Source organism: Pseudomonas sp. MYb327 (assembly GCF_040438925.1).
Taxonomy (GTDB): domain Bacteria; phylum Pseudomonadota; class Gammaproteobacteria; order Pseudomonadales; family Pseudomonadaceae; genus Aquipseudomonas.
In genome coordinates, this window is sequence record NZ_CP159258.1 from 3,263,737 (window position 1) to 3,280,959 (window position 17,223).

General features: G+C 59.9%; 12 protein-coding genes. 7 read left to right on the top strand and 5 right to left on the bottom strand.

The window, feature by feature from the left end; genetic code table 11:
• Positions 1-2: 2 nt before the first annotated feature.
• Positions 3-662, bottom strand: coding sequence for a GntR family transcriptional regulator (locus ABVN21_RS14675; RefSeq protein ID WP_339553137.1), 660 nt, complete (start codon positions 660-662; stop codon positions 3-5).
• Between the two features lie 266 nt (positions 663-928).
• On the opposite strand from ABVN21_RS14675, the gene xdhA reads away from it, so the two are divergent.
• From xdhA to guaD, 4 genes are all read left to right on the top strand, one after another.
• The gene (xdhA, locus tag ABVN21_RS14680) at positions 929-2,383 is read left to right on the top strand and encodes a xanthine dehydrogenase small subunit (protein ID WP_339553136.1); all 1,455 of its coding nucleotides are present in this window, start codon (positions 929-931) and stop codon (positions 2,381-2,383) included.
• Complete coding sequence (gene xdhB / locus ABVN21_RS14685) at positions 2,376-4,775, top strand: xanthine dehydrogenase molybdopterin binding subunit (RefSeq protein WP_339553135.1); 2,400 nt, start codon at positions 2,376-2,378, stop codon at positions 4,773-4,775. Before xdhA ends, xdhB begins: the two co-directional genes overlap by 8 nt.
• Before the next feature lie 115 nt (positions 4,776-4,890).
• Positions 4,891-5,736 (top strand): xanthine dehydrogenase accessory protein XdhC, encoded by an 846-nt coding sequence (gene xdhC, locus ABVN21_RS14690; protein WP_339553134.1) that lies wholly within the window; start codon positions 4,891-4,893, stop codon positions 5,734-5,736.
• A gap of 8 nt (positions 5,737-5,744) precedes the next feature.
• On the top strand, positions 5,745-7,049 hold the full coding sequence (gene guaD, locus ABVN21_RS14695; protein WP_339553133.1) for a guanine deaminase: 1,305 nt from the start codon (positions 5,745-5,747) through the stop codon (positions 7,047-7,049).
• 81 nt (positions 7,050-7,130) lie between these two features.
• Here guaD and ABVN21_RS14700 read toward each other — a convergent pair whose 3' ends face one another.
• Complete coding sequence (locus ABVN21_RS14700; RefSeq protein ID WP_339553132.1) at positions 7,131-7,895, bottom strand: GntR family transcriptional regulator; 765 nt, start codon at positions 7,893-7,895, stop codon at positions 7,131-7,133.
• 345 nt (positions 7,896-8,240) lie between these two features.
• On the opposite strand from ABVN21_RS14700, the gene ABVN21_RS14705 reads away from it, so the two are divergent.
• The gene (locus tag ABVN21_RS14705; protein ID WP_339553131.1) at positions 8,241-9,431 is read left to right on the top strand and encodes a benzoate/H(+) symporter BenE family transporter; all 1,191 of its coding nucleotides are present in this window, start codon (positions 8,241-8,243) and stop codon (positions 9,429-9,431) included.
• A gap of 49 nt (positions 9,432-9,480) precedes the next feature.
• On the opposite strand, the gene ABVN21_RS14710 is transcribed toward ABVN21_RS14705, so the two are convergent.
• A complete protein-coding gene (locus tag ABVN21_RS14710) occupies positions 9,481-9,825 on the bottom strand; it encodes a YggL family protein (protein WP_007971486.1) in 345 nt (114 codons plus the stop codon).
• Positions 9,826-10,059: 234 nt separating this feature from the next.
• Between ABVN21_RS14710 and dacB the strand changes: the two genes are divergently transcribed.
• Positions 10,060-11,520 (top strand): D-alanyl-D-alanine carboxypeptidase/D-alanyl-D-alanine-endopeptidase, encoded by a 1,461-nt coding sequence (dacB, locus tag ABVN21_RS14715; protein ID WP_339553130.1) that lies wholly within the window; start codon positions 10,060-10,062, stop codon positions 11,518-11,520.
• A 125-nt stretch (positions 11,521-11,645) separates the two neighbouring features.
• Here dacB and ABVN21_RS14720 read toward each other — a convergent pair whose 3' ends face one another.
• The gene (locus ABVN21_RS14720) at positions 11,646-14,045 is read right to left on the bottom strand and encodes a diguanylate cyclase (RefSeq protein ID WP_339553129.1); all 2,400 of its coding nucleotides are present in this window, start codon (positions 14,043-14,045) and stop codon (positions 11,646-11,648) included.
• A 142-nt stretch (positions 14,046-14,187) separates the two neighbouring features.
• Positions 14,188-16,458, bottom strand: coding sequence for a bifunctional 23S rRNA (guanine(2069)-N(7))-methyltransferase RlmK/23S rRNA (guanine(2445)-N(2))-methyltransferase RlmL (rlmKL, locus tag ABVN21_RS14725; RefSeq protein ID WP_339553128.1), 2,271 nt, complete (start codon positions 16,456-16,458; stop codon positions 14,188-14,190).
• Between the two features lie 530 nt (positions 16,459-16,988).
• Between rlmKL and ABVN21_RS14730 the strand changes: the two genes are divergently transcribed.
• Entirely contained in the window at positions 16,989-17,204 is a 216-nt protein-coding gene (locus ABVN21_RS14730; protein ID WP_003223300.1) for a ribosome modulation factor, read from the top strand.
• Positions 17,205-17,223 lie beyond the last annotated feature (19 nt).

Below are 17,223 nucleotides of genomic sequence, written 5' to 3' on the forward strand. Positions count from 1 at the left end.
GATCAGGCGTCCGTCAGGGCGGAGATCACCAGATCGCAGCTGCGCTGACCGTAAGCGGTCAGCACTTCGCGGATCTGTGCAAAGTCACGGGCGATCACGGCGGCGAGCAAGCGCTCGAACAGTTCCAGGTACTCGCTCATCGAGGCCTTGCGCTGATCCAGGGCAAGGAAATAGGCACGGCTCATGGCCGGTTGCAGATTTTCGACGGTTTCCTGCAAGTACGGATTGTTGGCGAACGGATACGTGGCACGCATCACATTGAAGCTGTCGTCAACAAAGCTGTGAATGTCCTGACGTTCGTAGCTGGCTGTCAGGCGCTGCTGAATCTGCACGAACGGCGCCAGGTCGGCCTGGACTTTCCAGCCATCGGCCACGGCGTTGGCGAGCAGGATGTACATCTCGCCCATCAGCGTGCACAGGCTCTGCACCTTGTGCGCGGTGAGTTCGGTCACATGGGCGCCACGTCGCGGCAGGATCGCGATCAGGTGGCGACGTTCAAGAATGAGCAAGGCCTCGCGAACCGATCCGCGGCTGACATTGAGGGCCAGCGTGACCTTCTGTTCCTGGATGCGCTCCCCGGGCTTCATTTCGCCGCGAATGATGCGTTCGGCGAGGTGGTGAGCGATTTGCTCGGCGAGGCTATCCGGCGCCTTGAACGTCATGGTTGTCCTTCAAACTCTTCGATCTGCACAAGCGGCGCAGTGTAGCGCAATTGATACGTCATGGCGGAGTGCCCGCCAGGTGGTTTTTGGCACGATTCAAGCAAAAAGCAAGCTAGCCCACGAGGGTCAATACTGAAGAAACCAGTAGTTAATCGACAAAATGCATTTTCCTGACCTTTAAGTCAGAAAATCATTGACCGAAAAGTCAGACCTGCTAAATTCGGTTCAAGTCGCTTAACAACAATAATGAGTCTGCGAGGCCTTCCGTGATCCAGTTTTTACTAAACCAGGAACTCCGTAGCGAGCACGCCCTGGACCCGAACCTGACCGTGCTCAACTATTTGCGCGACCATGTGGGCAAGCCCGGCACCAAAGAAGGCTGCGCCAGCGGTGACTGCGGCGCCTGCACCGTGGTGGTCGGCGAATTGCAGACCGATGGCGATGGCCGCGAACACATTCGCTATCGCAGCCTCAACTCATGTCTGACGTTCGTTTCGTCATTGCACGGCAAACAACTGATCAGCGTTGAAGACCTCAAGCACAAAGGCGAACTGCACAGCGTGCAGAAAGCCATGGTCGAGTGCCACGGCTCGCAATGCGGTTTCTGCACCCCTGGCTTCGTCATGTCGCTGTTCGCGCTGCAAAAGAACAGCGACGAACCCGATTCCCATAAAGCTCACGAAGCGCTGGCCGGCAATCTCTGCCGTTGCACCGGCTATCGGCCGATCCTGGAAGCGGCCCAGCAATCCTGCTGCGGCAAGCAACCAGACCAGTTCGACGCCCGTGAAGCCGAAACCATCGCTCGTCTCAAAGCCATTGCCCCGACCGATATCGGCGAACTCAACAGCGGTGACAAACGCTGCCTGGTGCCGCTGACCGTGGCCGACTTGGCCGACCTGTACGACGCTTATCCACAGGCTCGCCTGCTCGCTGGCGGTACTGATCTGGCACTGGAAGTCACGCAGTTCCACCGCACCCTGCCGGTGATGATCTACGTCGGCAACGTCGCTGAAATGAAGCGCATCGAACGCTTTGACGATCGCTTGGAAATCGGTGCCGCCACCGCCCTCTCCGATTGCTATGAAGCGCTTAAGGCCGAGTACCCGGACTTTGGTGAATTGCTGCAACGCTTCGCCTCATTGCAGATCCGCAACCAGGGCACCCTCGGTGGCAACATCGGCAACGCCTCGCCCATCGGTGACTCGCCACCGCTGCTGATCGCTCTCGGCGCGCAGATCGTCCTGTGCAAGGGCGAAACCCGCCGCACCATGGCGCTGGAAGATTACTTCATCGATTACCGCGTCACTGCCCGCCAGGAAAGCGAGTTCATCGAGAAGATCATCGTGCCGCGTGCCAGCGCCGATCAGCTGTTTCGCGCCTACAAAGTTTCCAAGCGCCTGGACGATGACATTTCCGCCGTGTGTGCTGCGTTCAACATTCGCCTGGAAAACGGCGTGATCGCCGATGCCCGCGTGGCCTTCGGTGGCATGGCGGCGATTCCGAAACGTGCCAACAGCTGCGAAACCGCGCTGATCGGCTCGCCTTTCAACAACGCCACCATTGAACGCGCCTGCGCCGCACTGGCCGAAGATTTCACGCCGCTCTCGGACTTCCGTGCCAGCAAGGAATATCGCCTGCTCAGCGCACAAAACCTGCTGCGCAAATACTTCATCGAACTGCAAACACCGCACATCGAGACTCGGGTGACCGCTTATGTCTAATCATCACGCCGTAGAGAAGACCCAGGCCGAATTGGCGGAACTGTTCACCAAGGACCTGACCACCGGTGTCGGCCGCAGCGTCAAGCACGACAGCGCCGCCAAGCATGTGTCCGGTGAAGCGCAGTACATCGACGATCGCCTGGAATTTCCGAATCAGTTACACGTTTATGCACGGCTGTCGGACCGCGCCCACGCGAAAATCATCAGCATCGACACCCAGCCCTGCTATGCCTTCGAAGGCGTGCGCATCGCCATTACCCACGAAGACGTGCCGGGCCTGAAGGACATCGGCCCGTTGCTGCCGGGCGATCCGCTGCTGGCCATCGACGATGTGCAATTTGTCGGTCAACCGGTGCTCGCCGTCGCGGCGAAAGACCTGGAAACCGCGCGCAAAGCGGCGATGGCCGCAATCATCGAATACGAAGACCTCGAGCCGGTGCTCGACGTCGTCGAAGCCCTGCGCAAACGACACTTCGTGCTCGACAGCCACACCCATCAGCGCGGTGATTCGGCGACGGCGCTGGCCACCGCCGCACATCGCATCCAGGGCACGCTGCACATCGGCGGTCAGGAACACTTCTACCTGGAAACCCAGATCTCGTCGGTGATGCCCACTGAAGATGGCGGCATGATCGTTTACTGCTCGACCCAAAACCCCACCGAAGTGCAGAAGCTGGTGGCGGAAGTGCTGGACGTGTCGATGAACAAAATCGTCGTCGACATGCGCCGCATGGGCGGTGGTTTTGGTGGCAAGGAAACGCAAGCTGCGAGCCCGGCGTGCCTGTGCGCCGTGATCGCGCACCTCACCGGCCAACCAACCAAGATGCGCCTGCCACGTGTCGAAGACATGCTGATGACCGGCAAGCGTCACCCGTTCTATGTCGAGTACGACGTTGGCTTCGACAGCACCGGCCGCCTGCACGGGATTGCTTTGGAACTGGCCGGCAACTGCGGTTGCTCGCCTGACTTGTCGGCGTCGATTGTCGACCGCGCGATGTTCCACTCGGACAACTCGTACTACCTGGGCGACGCGACCATCAACGGTCACCGCTGCAAGACCAACACCGCGTCGAACACCGCCTATCGTGGTTTCGGCGGCCCGCAAGGCATGGTCGCCATCGAAGAAGTGATGGACGCCATCGCCCGTCACCTGGCCCTCGATCCGCTGGACGTGCGCAAGGCCAACTACTACGGCAAGACCGAGCGCAACGTCACCCATTACTATCAGACCGTCGAGCACAACATGCTCGAAGAAATGACCGCCGAACTGGAAGAAAGCAGCCAGTACGCCGAGCGTCGCGAAGCAATTCGCCGCTACAACGCCAACAGCCCGATCCTGAAAAAAGGACTGGCGCTGACTCCAGTGAAATTCGGTATTTCCTTCACGGCCAGTTTCCTCAACCAGGCCGGTGCGCTGGTGCACGTCTACACCGACGGCAGCATCCACTTGAACCACGGCGGCACCGAAATGGGCCAGGGCCTGAACACCAAGGTCGCGCAGGTTGTGGCAGAAGTGTTCCAGGTGGAAATGGACCGCGTGCAGATCACCGCGACCAACACCGACAAGGTGCCGAACACCTCGCCGACCGCCGCTTCCAGCGGTGCCGACCTGAACGGCAAAGCCGCGCAGAATGCGGCAGAAATTATCAAGAAGCGTCTGATCGAATTTGCTGCGCGTCACTACAAAGTCACCGAAGAAGACGTCGAATTCCATAACGGTCACGTGCGGGTTCGCGACCACATCCTGACCTTCGAAGCGTTGATCCAGCAGGCGTACTTCGCCCAGGTTTCGCTGTCGAGCACCGGTTTCTACAAGACCCCGAAAATCTATTACGACCGCAGCCAGGCCCGGGGTCGCCCGTTCTACTATTTCGCCTTCGGCGCGGCATGTTGTGAAGTGCTGGTCGACACCCTGACCGGCGAATACAAGATGCTGCGCACCGACATCCTTCACGACGTCGGCGCTTCGCTGAACCCGGCCATCGACATCGGTCAGGTCGAGGGCGGTTTCATCCAGGGCATGGGTTGGCTGACCATGGAAGAGTTGGTGTGGAACAACAAGGGCAAGTTGATGACCAACGGCCCGGCCAGCTACAAGATTCCGGCCGTGGCGGACATGCCGCTGGATCTGCGGGTGAAGCTGGTGGAAAACCGCAAGAACCCGGAAGACACGGTGTTCCATTCCAAGGCCGTGGGCGAGCCACCCTTCATGCTCGGCATCGCTGCGTGGTGCGCGATCAAGGACGCCGTGGCGAGTCTGGGCGACTACCGGCATCAACCGAAAATCGACGCACCGGCGACACCGGAGCGGGTGTTGTGGGGTTGTGAGCAGATGAGACAGTTGAAGGTGGCGAAGGCGGTCGAGGCTGAAACCGAGCTGGCTCCCCTCTAGACCGAGGCGCCTGGATCGCCAGCAAGCCGGCTCCTACAAGGATCGCGCAAAACCTGTAGGAGCTGGCTTGCCAGCGATGAGGCCCGAACTGACAACAGAGATGTTGAGGTGAAACATGTACAACTGGATCGACGCCCTCGCCGACCTGCAAAACCAGGGCCAGCCCTGCGTGCTGGTGACCATCATCGAAGAGCTCGGCTCGACGCCGCGCAATGCCGGTTCGAAGATGGTCATCAGCGCCCGCCAGACGTTCGATACCATCGGTGGCGGGCACCTGGAATACAAAGCCATGCAGATCGCCCGCGACATGCTTGCCAGCGGCAAGCAGGACACCCATCTGGAGCGCTTCAGCCTCGGCGCCAGTCTGGGTCAGTGCTGCGGTGGCGCGACCGTGTTGTTGTTCGAACCGATGGGCCAGGTGCAGGCGCAAATTGCTGTGTTCGGCGCTGGCCATGTCGGTCGCGCATTGGTGCCGCTGCTGGCCAGTCTGCCCTGCCGGGTGCGCTGGATTGATTCGCGGGAGGACGAATTCCCGGAACAGATCCCCCACGGCGTGCGCAAGATCGTCAGTGAAGAACCGGTGGACGAAATCGACGACCTGCCCGCCGGCAGCTACTGCATCGTGATGACTCACAATCACCAGCTCGACCTTGAACTCACCGCCGCGATCCTCAAGCGCAACGACTTCGCCTACTTCGGCCTGATCGGTTCGAAGACCAAACGGGTGAAGTTCGAACATCGCCTGCGCGATCGCGGTTTCGACAGCAGCGTGGTGCAACGCATGCGCTGCCCGATGGGCATCGGCGAAGTCAAAGGCAAGTTGCCTGTGGAAATCGCCATCTCCATCGCCGGCGAAATCATCGCCACTTACAACGCGAATTTCGGCCAGCAGACTGCCAGCGCCGGATCATCGATTGCCAAACTGCTGCCTGCTTCACGCCGCAGCCAAGCCTCTAATTGAGAATGACCATGCCTTTGACTCGCAAAGCCTACCGCGCCGCCATTCTGCACAGCATCGCCGACCCCGCCGAAGTCGGGATCGAAGCCTCGTACGAGTATTTCGAGGACGGCTTGCTGGTGATTGATAACGGCAAGATCAGCGCCCTCGGTCACGCTTCTGAATTGCTGCCAACCCTGCCGGCCGATATCGAAATCACCCATTACCAGGATGCGCTGATCACTCCCGGCTTTATCGACACCCACATCCATCTGCCGCAAACCGGCATGGTCGGCGCCTACGGCGAGCAACTGCTGGACTGGCTCAACACCTACACCTTCCCGTGCGAAAGTCAGTTCGCCGACAAGGCCCACGCCGACGAAGTCGCGGATATTTTCATCAAGGAATTGCTGCGCAACGGCACCACCACCGCGCTGGTTTTCGGCAGCGTGCATCCGCAATCGGTGAATTCGTTCTTCGAAGCGGCTGAGCAGCTCGACCTGCGGATGATCGCCGGCAAGGTGATGATGGACCGCAACGCCCCGGATTACCTGACCGACACCGCTGAGTCCAGCTACGTCGATAGCAAGGCACTAATCGAACGCTGGCACGGCAAGGGTCGCCTGCACTATGCGGTCACCCCGCGTTTCGCCCCGACCAGCACCCCGGAACAACTGACCCTCGCCGGCCAGTTGCTCAGCGAATTCCCTGACCTGTATATGCAGACCCACATCAGCGAAAACCTCAAGGAAATCGAGTGGGTCAAGGAATTGTTCCCAGAGCGCAAAGGCTACCTGGACGTCTACGATCACTACCAGTTGCTCGGCGAGCGCTCGGTGTTTGCCCACGGCGTGCACCTGTGCGATGACGAATGCGCGCGCCTGGCCGAAACCGGTTCAGCGATTGCCTTCTGTCCGACCTCTAACTTCTTCCTCGGCAGCGGCCTGTTCAACCTGCCGATGGCCGAGAAGCATAAGCTGAACGTCGGTATCGGCACGGACGTCGGCGGCGGTACCAGTTTCTCGCTGCTGCAAACGTTGAACGAAGCGTACAAGGTCATGCAGCTGCAAGGTGCGCGCCTGAGCCCGTTCAAGTCGCTGTACCTGGCAACACTCGGTGGCGCCCGTGCGCTGCATCTTGAAGACAAGATCGGCAACCTGCAACCAGGTTCCGATGCGGACTTCCTGGTACTCGACTACAACGCCACGCCGCTGCTGGGCTATCGCTTGAAGCAGGCGAATAACATTGCCGAGACGTTGTTCGTGTTGATGACTCTGGGGGATGACCGGACGGTGTTGCAGACGTATGCTGCGGGGAATCTGGTGCATCAGCGCTGAGTTTTTCCGGGTATAAAAAATCCCCCGTCGCTTTTCAGCCCGGGGGATTTTTATTGCCTGTCCTGCCGCCATCGCGGTCTATCAGATTTTCGCCGGCGAGCGCCCAGGCTTCTTGGTCTGCAACAAATGCGAAAACACCGCATGCAAATCATCCGACGCACTTTCTTCGTCGAGGTTGAGTTTGCTGTCGATGTGATCCATGTGATGCATCATCAGGTTCACCGCCAGTTCAGCGTCGCGCTTTTCAATGGCGTCGATCAGTTGGGTATGCTCGTCGTAGGAGCAGTGGGAGCGGTTGCCGCTTTCATACTGGGCGATGATCAGCGAAGTCTGCGAGACCAGGCTGCGCTGGAAGCTGATCAACGGCGCGTTTTTTGCCGCCTCGGCCAGTTTCAGGTGAAATTCGCCCGACAAACGGATACCGGCGCCACGATCGCCACGGGAAAAACTGTCGCGTTCGTCGTTGACCATCTGCCGCAATTCGGCGATCTGTTCGGCTGTGGCGTGCTGGACCGCCAGCTCGGTGATCGCGCGCTCTACCAGACGTCGGGCCATGAACACTTGGCGTGCTTCATCGACGCTAGGGCTGGCGACTACGGCACCGCGATTCGGACGCAGCAATACCACGCTTTCATGGGCCAGGCGCGACAGCGCACGGCGAATGATGGTGCGGCTGACCCCGAAAATTTCCCCTAGCGCTTCTTCGCTCAACTTGGTGCCGGGCGCCAGACGCTGTTCGAGGATAGCCTCGAAGATATGCGCGTAGACAATATCGTCCTGGGTACCGCTGCGGCCGGCTTTGCCTGCTCGCGGTTGTTTCTTGAGGGGCTGCAACTGTTCGTTCATGGGCACTCGAGTCGGAAGAACTGCGGCGAATTGACCGTGACTGTAATACGGCACAGTGGGTCGCTGGCAAGTATCGCGTAAAAAACATGGCGATTGTACACAATGCTTAGTGGCAACACGACTGTACGGCTGTTTGTCACTTCCGCTGTATCGCAACGATCCATTACGTTTGAGTTTAGGCTTTAACGCAGAATCCGCAGATTTTGGCTCCCTGTAGGAGCCGGCTTGCCGGCGATTCGGTCTTGAGGCCAGCACCCGACACCAGCACGCCATCGCCAGCAAGCCGGCTCCTACAGAGGTTGTGGTGCTGCGGACATCTTCATCTGTATAAGGAACACCGCCGTCATGAACGACGCCACGCACACTCAGTTGCGCCCCTTGGCCGACACCTCGCCGTCGGCCATCGTCGCCGGTTTCATCGCCATGATGACCGGCTACACCAGCTCCCTGGTGCTCATGTTTCAGGCCGGGCAAGCGGCGGGCCTGACCAGCGGGCAGATTTCGTCATGGATCTGGGCCATCTCCATTGGTATGGCGGTGTGTTCCATCGGCCTGTCGCTGCGCTATCGCACGCCGATCACCATTGCCTGGTCGACGCCCGGTGCTGCGTTGCTGATCACCAGCCTCGGTGGCGTGAGTTATGGCGAAGCCATTGGTGCCTATATCACCTGCGCGGTGCTGGTGACTATTTGCGGGCTGACCGGCAGTTTCGAACGCCTGGTGAAGAAGATCCCGGCGTCGCTGGCGGCCGCATTGCTGGCGGGGATTCTGTTCAAGATCGGCAGCGAGATCTTCGTCGCGGCCCAGCATCGCACCGCGCTGGTGCTGGGCATGTTCTTCACCTATCTAGTGGTCAAGCGCCTCTCCCCCCGCTATGCGGTGCTGGGCGCTTTGTTGATCGGCACGGTGTTGTCAGGATTCATGGGACTTCTCGACTTCAGCGGCTTTCATCTGGAAGTGGCGACCCCGGTCTGGACCACGCCGCACTTCTCCCTGGCGGCGACCATCAGCATCGGCATTCCGCTATTCGTGGTGGCGATGACTTCGCAGAACATGCCCGGCATCGCCGTGTTGCGTGCCGACGGCTACACCGTGCCGGCCTCGCCGCTGATCACCACCACTGGCATCGCCTCGCTGCTGCTGGCGCCGTTTGGCTCCCACGGGATCAATCTGGCGGCCATCAGCGCAGCGATCTGCACTGGGCCCCATGCCCACGAGGATCGCAACAAGCGCTACACGGCAGCAGTGTGGTGCGGGATTTTCTACGGGATTGCCGGGGTGTTCGGCGCGACGTTGGCGGCATTGTTCGCGGCGTTGCCTAAAGAGTTGGTGCTGTCGATCGCCGCGCTGGCGTTGTTCGGCTCGATCATCAATGGCTTGAGCATTGCCATGAGCGAAGCGAAAGAGCGGGAAGCGGCGCTGATTACCTTCATGGTCACGGCGTCGGGGTTGACGCTGTTTTCCATCGGTTCGGCATTTTGGGGGATCGTGGCGGGGGTTATGACGCTGGTGATTCTGAATTGGCGCAAGGCCTGAAAAAATGCATAGAAAAACGGCGACCCTCGGGTCGCCGTATTTCAGAACATCAAGCTACCGGATTGATCGGCTTTTCCGGGTACCAGACGTCCAACAGCGGGCTGACTTCAACGCTGGTCAGCTCGGTGCGGCCTTTGAGCCAGGCTTCAACGGCAGCGCGCTGTTCAGCGCTGACCGAGCCACGCTTCTGCAGGCAAACCAGACCGTAGTCGTCGCCGCCAACATAGCCCAGACCGTTGGCTTCCATGGCTTCTTTCAGGAACGCGTCGAGGAAAGCATCAATGGCTTCATCAGCCAAATCTTCTTTGAAATCCAGGTTCAGTTCGAAACCCAGCTCTTGAAATTCATCGACGCACAATTTTTTGCGCAGACGCTGGGAACGGTTAGTCGCCATTGGAACAATCCTCATAAGTAATAACGGGCCGCACTTTAGCAGTTTAAGCCGCCGATTGCCCGTCTCTGAACGGCGCCACGCCTACCGTCGGTAAAAAAATAGCGGATTAGTGGACCAAGCCAAGGCACAAGCCGCGACACCTTGGGGCATAATGCCGACACTTTCATGACCGCTGAGGGAATTTATCTTCATGCCCTCGATTTTTTTCCCCTCGAATGCAGGGTTTTATTTCAGATGATCAAATCGTTGCGTCCATTGCTGCTGGCCGGCCTTCTTTTTCCCCTGGCCCTCCCCGTTTCCGCTGATCCGATCAACACCGCCTTATCGCCCAACGTTGAAAAAGCCCTCAAGGCCAGCAAGTTGCAGGACAACGCCCTGTCGCTGGTGATGATCCCGCTGAACGGTCCCGGCACCCCGACCATTTTCAACGCTGACGTGTCGGTCAACCCGGCATCGACCATGAAACTGGTCACCACTTACGCAGCCCTGGAAATGCTCGGTCCGAACCACCAGTGGAAAACCGAGTTCTACACCGATGGCACCCTCAACGGCGGCATCCTCAACGGCAACCTGTACCTAAAGGGTGGCGGCGATCCGAAGCTGAACATGGAAAAACTCTGGCTGTTGATGCGCGACCTGCGCGCCAATGGCGTGACCCAGGTCACCGGCGACCTGGTGCTGGATAAAAACTTCTTCGTGCAACCGCAACTGCCGGAATTCAACGACGACGGCAACGATGAGAACAAACCGTTCCTGGTCAAACCCGATGCGCTGCTGGTCAACCTCAAGGCCCTGCGCTTTGTTGCGCGCAACGATTCGGGCAAGGTGCTGGTCTCGGTGGAGCCGCCGATTGCCAGCATTCGCATCGACAATCAGGTCAAGGCGCTCAATTCCAAGCAATGCACCGGTGGCGTGCGCTACAACCCGGTGCCACAGGCTGATGGCAGCGTGACCGTCACGGTCGGCGGTCAGTTGGGCGAAGGCTGCAGCTCGCAGACTTACCTGTCGCTGCTCGACCACGCGACCTATACCGCTGGTGCCGTGCGCGCGATCTGGAAGGAGCTGGGTGGCAGCATCCAGGGCAAGGACGTCCTGGCACCTACGCCGAAAGACGCCAAGGTACTGGCGCGGGCATTCTCGCCGGACCTGGCGGAAATCATCCGCGACATCAATAAATACAGCAACAACACCATGGCCCAGCAGTTGTTCCTGAGTCTGGGCCAGAAATACCGCACCGATGCCGACGCCGACGACGCCAAAGCAGCCCAACGCGTAGTACGTCAGTGGCTGGCGAAGAAAGGCATCACCGCGCCGCACCTGGTGATGGAGAACGGCTCCGGCCTGTCCCGTGCCGAACGCGTCAGCGCCCGGGAAATGGCTTCGATGCTGCAGGCCGCCTGGCGCAGCCCGTACGCTGCCGAGTACATCAGCTCGATGCCGATTGCCGGCACCGACGGCACCATGCGCAAACGCCTGAAGACCACGGCAATGCGCGGTGAAGCCCACGTCAAGACCGGCACCCTGAACACCGTGCGCGCCATCGCCGGGTTCAGCCGCGATATCAATGGCAACACCTGGGCGGTGGTGGCGATCCTCAACGACAAGGCACCGTTTGGTGCGTCGTCGGTGCTGGATCAGGTGCTGCTGGACCTGTATCGCCAGCCGAAACTGCCGCAAACGGCTTCGGTGCTGTAGCGCACCACAATCCAATGTGGGAGCCAGCCTGCTGGCGATAGCGGCACATCATTCAACATGGATGGTGCCTGATACACAGCCATCGCCAGCAAGCCGGCTCCTACAGGTTTCGTGTGTGGGCCGGTTCAATTTGCTTCGCCCTGAACCCGATCCCTGCCGCCCTGCTTCGCCGCATAAACCCCTGAGTCCGCCCGCAGCAGCAGTGCATCCACACCTTCGTCGGCCCGCCAACTGGCAATCCCGAAACTCGCCGTGACCACCCCGACTTCATCGATCGGCGCGCTACGCAGGCTTTGCCATAACTCCACGGCCAACCCATGTGCCTGTTCACCGCCGATGTCCGGGCAGAGCACCATGAACTCTTCGCCGCCCAAACGGCAGAACACATCCGTACGGCGCAAACGCTGGCCGATTCGCTCGCAAACCGCCTGCAACACCCTATCGCCGACGGCATGGCCGTACTGATCATTGATGCGCTTGAAATGGTCGATGTCGAGCATGATCACCGACAGCTCGCCACCGCCGCGTTCGACCCGGGCCATCTCGATGGTCAGGCGCTCCTGGAAATAACGGCGGTTGTGGATGCCGGTCAGGGCATCGGTGATCGATAGCGCCCGCAGTTCCTCTTCCACCCGTTTCATATCGGAAATGTCCGAGATATAGCCATGCCAGAGCACACCGCCGCCGGGCAATTCCTCCGGGGTTGCCTCGCCACGCACCCAACGCAGGCCACGCTGTGGCAGCTGCACGCGGTATTCCTCGCGCCACGGGCTGACGGTGTCCGCCGAGGCACGGATCGAGGCACGGACGCGGGTGGTGTCCTGGGGATGAATCCGCGTGAAGATCGCTTCGGCATCGAGTAGCAGCACGTCTGGATCGAGTTCGTAGATCTCGCGGATGCCGTCACTGGCATAAATCACGCTGAAGCGACCGTCGAACTCCATCTTGAATTGATAGATGCCACCGGGCACATGGGCGCTGAGTTTCTTCAGCAACAAGTCCCGTGCGGCCAGCGCCTCATGCACGCGCTTGCGTTCGGTGATGTCGATGCAAATCGCCAGATGCCCGACCCACAGACCTTGCTCGTCAAGGACCGGGGTTGCCAGCATGTTGACCGTCAAATGGCTGCCATCACTACGCACCAGCGTCCACTCCCGCGCCTCGTGACCGTTCTCCTCACCACCTTCGACCAGCATCGCGTGGCAGGCCGGAACCGGTTTGCCGTAGCGGACACTCAATTCCGCCGAGCGAGCCGTGAGTTCACGGGGCAAGTGCAGATTTTCCAGGGTCATGTGACCCACCACCTCGGCCGCCTTGTAGCCGAGCATCTGCTCGGCGCCGGCATTGAAGGTGCTGATCACCCCGCGCAGGTCCGTGGCGATGATTGCCACCTGGGTCGCGGCATTCAGCACGCCGCGCAACTGGCCGTGGGTGCCACGCAGTTCTTGCTCGCGGGCGCGCAATTCCTCGGTCCGCTGATCGACCATCTTCAGCGCCCGTTGCCGTTGACTGACCAGCACATAGAGCAAGGCGCTGAGTAACACGCTGAGCAAACCACCGAGCACTACCAGGGTAGTCACCGACGAATGGTTGGCCTGCAGGAAAGCCTCGCTGGGCAGGATATCGACCTGATAATCATGGTCGGCCAGGCGTAACAGCCGGGTCGCGGACAAATTACTGAGGGCCGGTGCATTCGGCGATTCGAACAGCGCTTCGTGCTGGTCGTTCGTGGAGAGGTCGAGGATGCGTACCGAGAGGTAATCACGGTCCGCCTCCGGCAAGCCGTCCGCCAGCAACTGGCGCATGCTGATCACCGCCATGACGTAGCCAAACGGTTTGCGGGTGGGGTCATTGGGGCTGTTGCGCAACATGACCGGCGCAACCAGCAGCACCCCCCGTGCATAAGCCGGCTCGATGCTGACCAGATGCATCGGTTGTGACACCGCCATGCCGCGGTGCTGGTCGGCCCGTTCCAGGGTGGCTCGGCGCATCGGCTGCGCCAGCAAGTCGTAGCCGAGCGGCGCACCGAGTTTGCTCTGAGTCTGGCTGTACAGCACCACCACATACTCATCCCGCTCGTTGGCCAACTGCAGTTGGCCGTCGGCATTGAGATCGCGCAGGGTAAAACCGCTCAACCCCTCCTCCCGCGCACGCTGTTCGAACGCCGCGCGATCGTCACGACTTACCCGCTCGGCAAAGGAATAGGCCTGGGTCCGGTGTAATAAAGGTTGGGTGTAGCCGTCGAATTCGTCGCGGGAGACCGAATCGGAATTGGCAAAGAACCGGCGCAGGCCATCAAGGCGCTGTTCCTGATCTTCGAAACGTTCTGCGATACGGCTGTAACGTTCACTGGCCAGCAGTTGGAAACGTTGCCGCAATTGATGGTGGAACAGGTTCAGCGTCGACCAGGCCAGCAACCCGGTAAGAATCCCGCCGATGAGCAAAACCAACAGCGCGACCAGCCAGGCCGAGACATCTTCGCTGATAAACCCCAGGATTTTTGGGCGCACGGCGTGTAACGACATAAACGCAACTCAAAACGCCAGGTGCGGGAAAGCCCTTTGGCCCTGAGTTGAGTTATAGCTATTAGCCACTAATTTGACCAGTCCCGAAAGAATCCAAGAGCCTTTTAAAATCAAGGCTCTGTGGATCCAATCTTTTCAGGTGTCAACGAGCCGTGATTTTCCAGGCGCGGTGAATCTTGGCGTTACGGGCAAAATCCGGATCGATGGTCTGGGCGGTGATCTCTTCGATCGCATAGCGCTCGGAAAGATTGGCCTCCAGTTCGAACTTGCGGAAGTTGTTGGAGAAGTACAGCACCCCGCCCGGAGCCAGTCGTGCCATGGCCAGGTCGATCAACTGCACCTGGTCACGCTGTACGTCGAAGATGCCTTCCATGCGCTTGGAGTTGGAGAAGGTCGGCGGGTCGATGAAGATCAGGTCGTACTCATCGCGGCTGGCTTCCAGCCAAACCATGACATCGCTCTGCTCCAGTCGGTTCTTGTCGGAGAAGCCGTTCAGCGACAGGTTGCGCCGCGCCCAGTCCAGGTAAGTTTTCGACAGGTCGACGCTGGTGGTACTGCGCGCGCCGCCCTTCGCCGCGTGAACACTGGCGGTGGCGGTGTAGCAATACAGATTGAGGAACCGCTTGCCGGCGGCCTCTTTCTGAATGCGCATGCGCATTGGCCGGTGGTCGAGGAACAGCCCGGTGTCGAGGTAATCGGTGAGGTTGACCAGCAGCTTCACGCCGCCTTCATTGACCTCGACGAACTTGCCCTGCGCCGCCTGACGTTCGTATTGCTTGGTGCCGCTTTGACGTTCGCGGCGCTTGACCACCACGCGGCTCTTGTCGATGTTCAAGGCCTGCGGGATCGCTGCCAGGGCATCGAACATGCGCGCCGAGGCTTTTTCCGGATCGATGGACTTCGGTGCGGCGTATTCCTGGACGTGGACCCAATCGTGATACAGGTCGATGGCCATGGAGTATTCCGGCATGTCGGCATCGTAGACGCGGTAGCAATCGATGCCTTCACGCTTGACCCACTTGCCCAGTGCCTTGAGGTTTTTCTGCAGGCGGTTGGCAAACATCTGCCCGCCTTCGCTCAGGCGCGGCTGCTCGATTACCGGCGCGGGTGCCGGAGCCGGTTTGATCGGATTGCCGTTTTTGTTGTACTTGCGCTCTTGCGGCTCGTTCGGCGCCTGATCGTAGTCAGCCTGTTCGCGCTCGGCCTGACGCTGTTCAGGCGTGCGACGCTCGCCGGTGACGAATTGATCCGGCAGCACTTTGATCAGCAGCAGCTTGCACGGCAAGGCGCCGTTCCAGAACGAATACTGTTTGTGGCTGCGGATGCCCATGCGCTTGCCCAGGTCCGGCGCGCCGGTGAAGACCGCCGCTTCCCAGTTCAGACAGGCCTGACGCAGACGCTCGCCGAGGTTCTGGTAGAGGTAGAGCAGACTCGCCTCGTCGCCCAGACGCTCGCCGTACGGAGGGTTACAGATCACCAGGCCCTTCTGGTTCTGGTCCGGACGCGGCTCGAAGGTCGCGACTTCGCCCTGGTAGATCTTGATCCACTCGCTCAGGCCGGCACGCTCGACGTTGTTGCGGCCCGGTTGAATCAGGCGCGGGTCGGCTTCGTAACCGCGAATCCACAGCGGCGGCTTGGCCAGGCCGGCAGCGGCACGCTCACTGGCCTCTTCATGCAGTTTTTTCCACAGCGCCGGCACGTGGCCGAGCCATGCGGTGAAGCCCCATTGCTCGCGGCGCAGGTTTGGCGCCATGTCGGCGGCGATCATCGCCGCTTCGACCAGGAAGGTACCGACACCGCACATCGGGTCCGCCAACGCGCCACCTTCGGCGGCGATACGTGGCCAGCCAGAACGGATCAGGATCGCAGCCGCAAGGTTTTCCTTCAGCGGCGCGGCACCCTGCTGCAAGCGATAACCGCGCTGGTGCAGGCTGTGGCCGGACAGGTCGAGGGAGAGAATCGCTTCGCCACGGTCCAGGCGCAGGTGAATGCGCAGGTCCGGGTTAAGCTTGTCGATGGACGGGCGGTCACCCTGCGGGGTGCGCAGTTTATCGACGATGGCGTCCTTGACCTTCAAGGCGCCGAAGTGGGTGTTGTCGATTCCCGAGCCGTGACCGCTGAACTCGACGGCCAGAGTGCCGTCGTTGAGCATATGGTCTTGCCACTCGATATCGAGCACGCCGTGGTAAAGGTCTTCGGCGTCCTTCATCGGGAAGCGCTTGAGCACCAGCAACACGCGGTTCGCCAGGCGCGACCACAGGCACAGGCGATAAGCGGTTTCCATGGTGGCCATGCCGCGCACGGCAGAGGTGTGCTCACGTGCTTCCTCAAGGCCAAGCCCGACGGCTTCCTCGATGAGCAGGCCTTCAAGACCTTTAGGGCAAGTGAGGAAGAGTTCGAAACGATCGGACATGGGAATACCAGAGCCTTTAGCTGAGTGGACCGGCAACGCATTGCCGGCCCGGTTTTCAATCAGGCGCTTTTCTCGAAGAGCGCCCGCGTGGCACGAAGGTGTGCCGTTCCACCCCTGCTGCTCGGGTTAAATGAGCTTAGATGCAAGGACAGATAAAAAAGTTGATGCAACAAAATGTCATAAGTCGACCCTTCGTCGAATAATGCCGCTGAGCAACGCGAGGCATTCTCACCAAAGGATTAACCCCGTCATTCTGCGGGGCGCCGATCATACAGGGCTTTGGCCAATAAATACGCGCCAGACATCATGTTACTTATGGCCTTAGCATCTTTATGGTTACGTTCTTATGACAAATCGATCATTCCCTCGATGTGACGCATTGGTTAGAACTCAACACAGGTTGGCGCCGCAACGACGCCAACACCCTTGGCTCGCCACGCCGGCAGCGAGCCCCAACGGCAGAGTTTTTCTGCCAGACCTCAATTGAGGTCGACGCGATAAAAACAGTCAACAAGTGAGGGCTACACCCTATGAGAAGACTTAAGCGTGATCCGTTGGAAAGAGCATTTTTGCGCGGATATCAATATGGCGTTGGTGGTAAATCCCGTGAGCTTTGCCCATTTACTCTACCGTCGGTACGCCAAGCCTGGATTAACGGCTGGCGAGAAGGACGCGGCGACAACTGGGACGGTATGACCGGCACTGCGGGAATCCACAGACTCAACGAACTTCACGCCGTCGGCTAAACACAGGGCACAACACTCC

What these genes read in the sequence shown, in the direction of transcription:
- ABVN21_RS14675 (WP_339553137.1), bottom strand. Translation starts at nt 662, where the DNA reads ATGACGTTCAAGGCGCCGGATAGCCTCGCCGAGCAAATCGCTCACCAC.
- xdhB (WP_339553135.1), top strand. Translation starts at nt 2,376, where the DNA reads ATGTCTAATCATCACGCCGTAGAGAAGACCCAGGCCGAATTGGCGGAA.
- xdhC (WP_339553134.1), top strand. Translation starts at nt 4,891, where the DNA reads ATGTACAACTGGATCGACGCCCTCGCCGACCTGCAAAACCAGGGCCAG.
- guaD (WP_339553133.1), top strand. Translation starts at nt 5,745, where the DNA reads ATGCCTTTGACTCGCAAAGCCTACCGCGCCGCCATTCTGCACAGCATC.
- ABVN21_RS14700 (WP_339553132.1), bottom strand. Translation starts at nt 7,895, where the DNA reads ATGAACGAACAGTTGCAGCCCCTCAAGAAACAACCGCGAGCAGGCAAA.
- ABVN21_RS14705 (WP_339553131.1), top strand. Translation starts at nt 8,241, where the DNA reads ATGAACGACGCCACGCACACTCAGTTGCGCCCCTTGGCCGACACCTCG.
- ABVN21_RS14710 (WP_007971486.1), bottom strand. Translation starts at nt 9,825, where the DNA reads ATGGCGACTAACCGTTCCCAGCGTCTGCGCAAAAAATTGTGCGTCGAT.
- dacB (WP_339553130.1), top strand. Translation starts at nt 10,060, where the DNA reads ATGATCAAATCGTTGCGTCCATTGCTGCTGGCCGGCCTTCTTTTTCCC.
- ABVN21_RS14720 (WP_339553129.1), bottom strand. Translation starts at nt 14,045, where the DNA reads ATGTCGTTACACGCCGTGCGCCCAAAAATCCTGGGGTTTATCAGCGAA.
- rlmKL (WP_339553128.1), bottom strand. Translation starts at nt 16,458, where the DNA reads ATGTCCGATCGTTTCGAACTCTTCCTCACTTGCCCTAAAGGTCTTGAA.
- ABVN21_RS14730 (WP_003223300.1), top strand. Translation starts at nt 16,989, where the DNA reads ATGAGAAGACTTAAGCGTGATCCGTTGGAAAGAGCATTTTTGCGCGGA.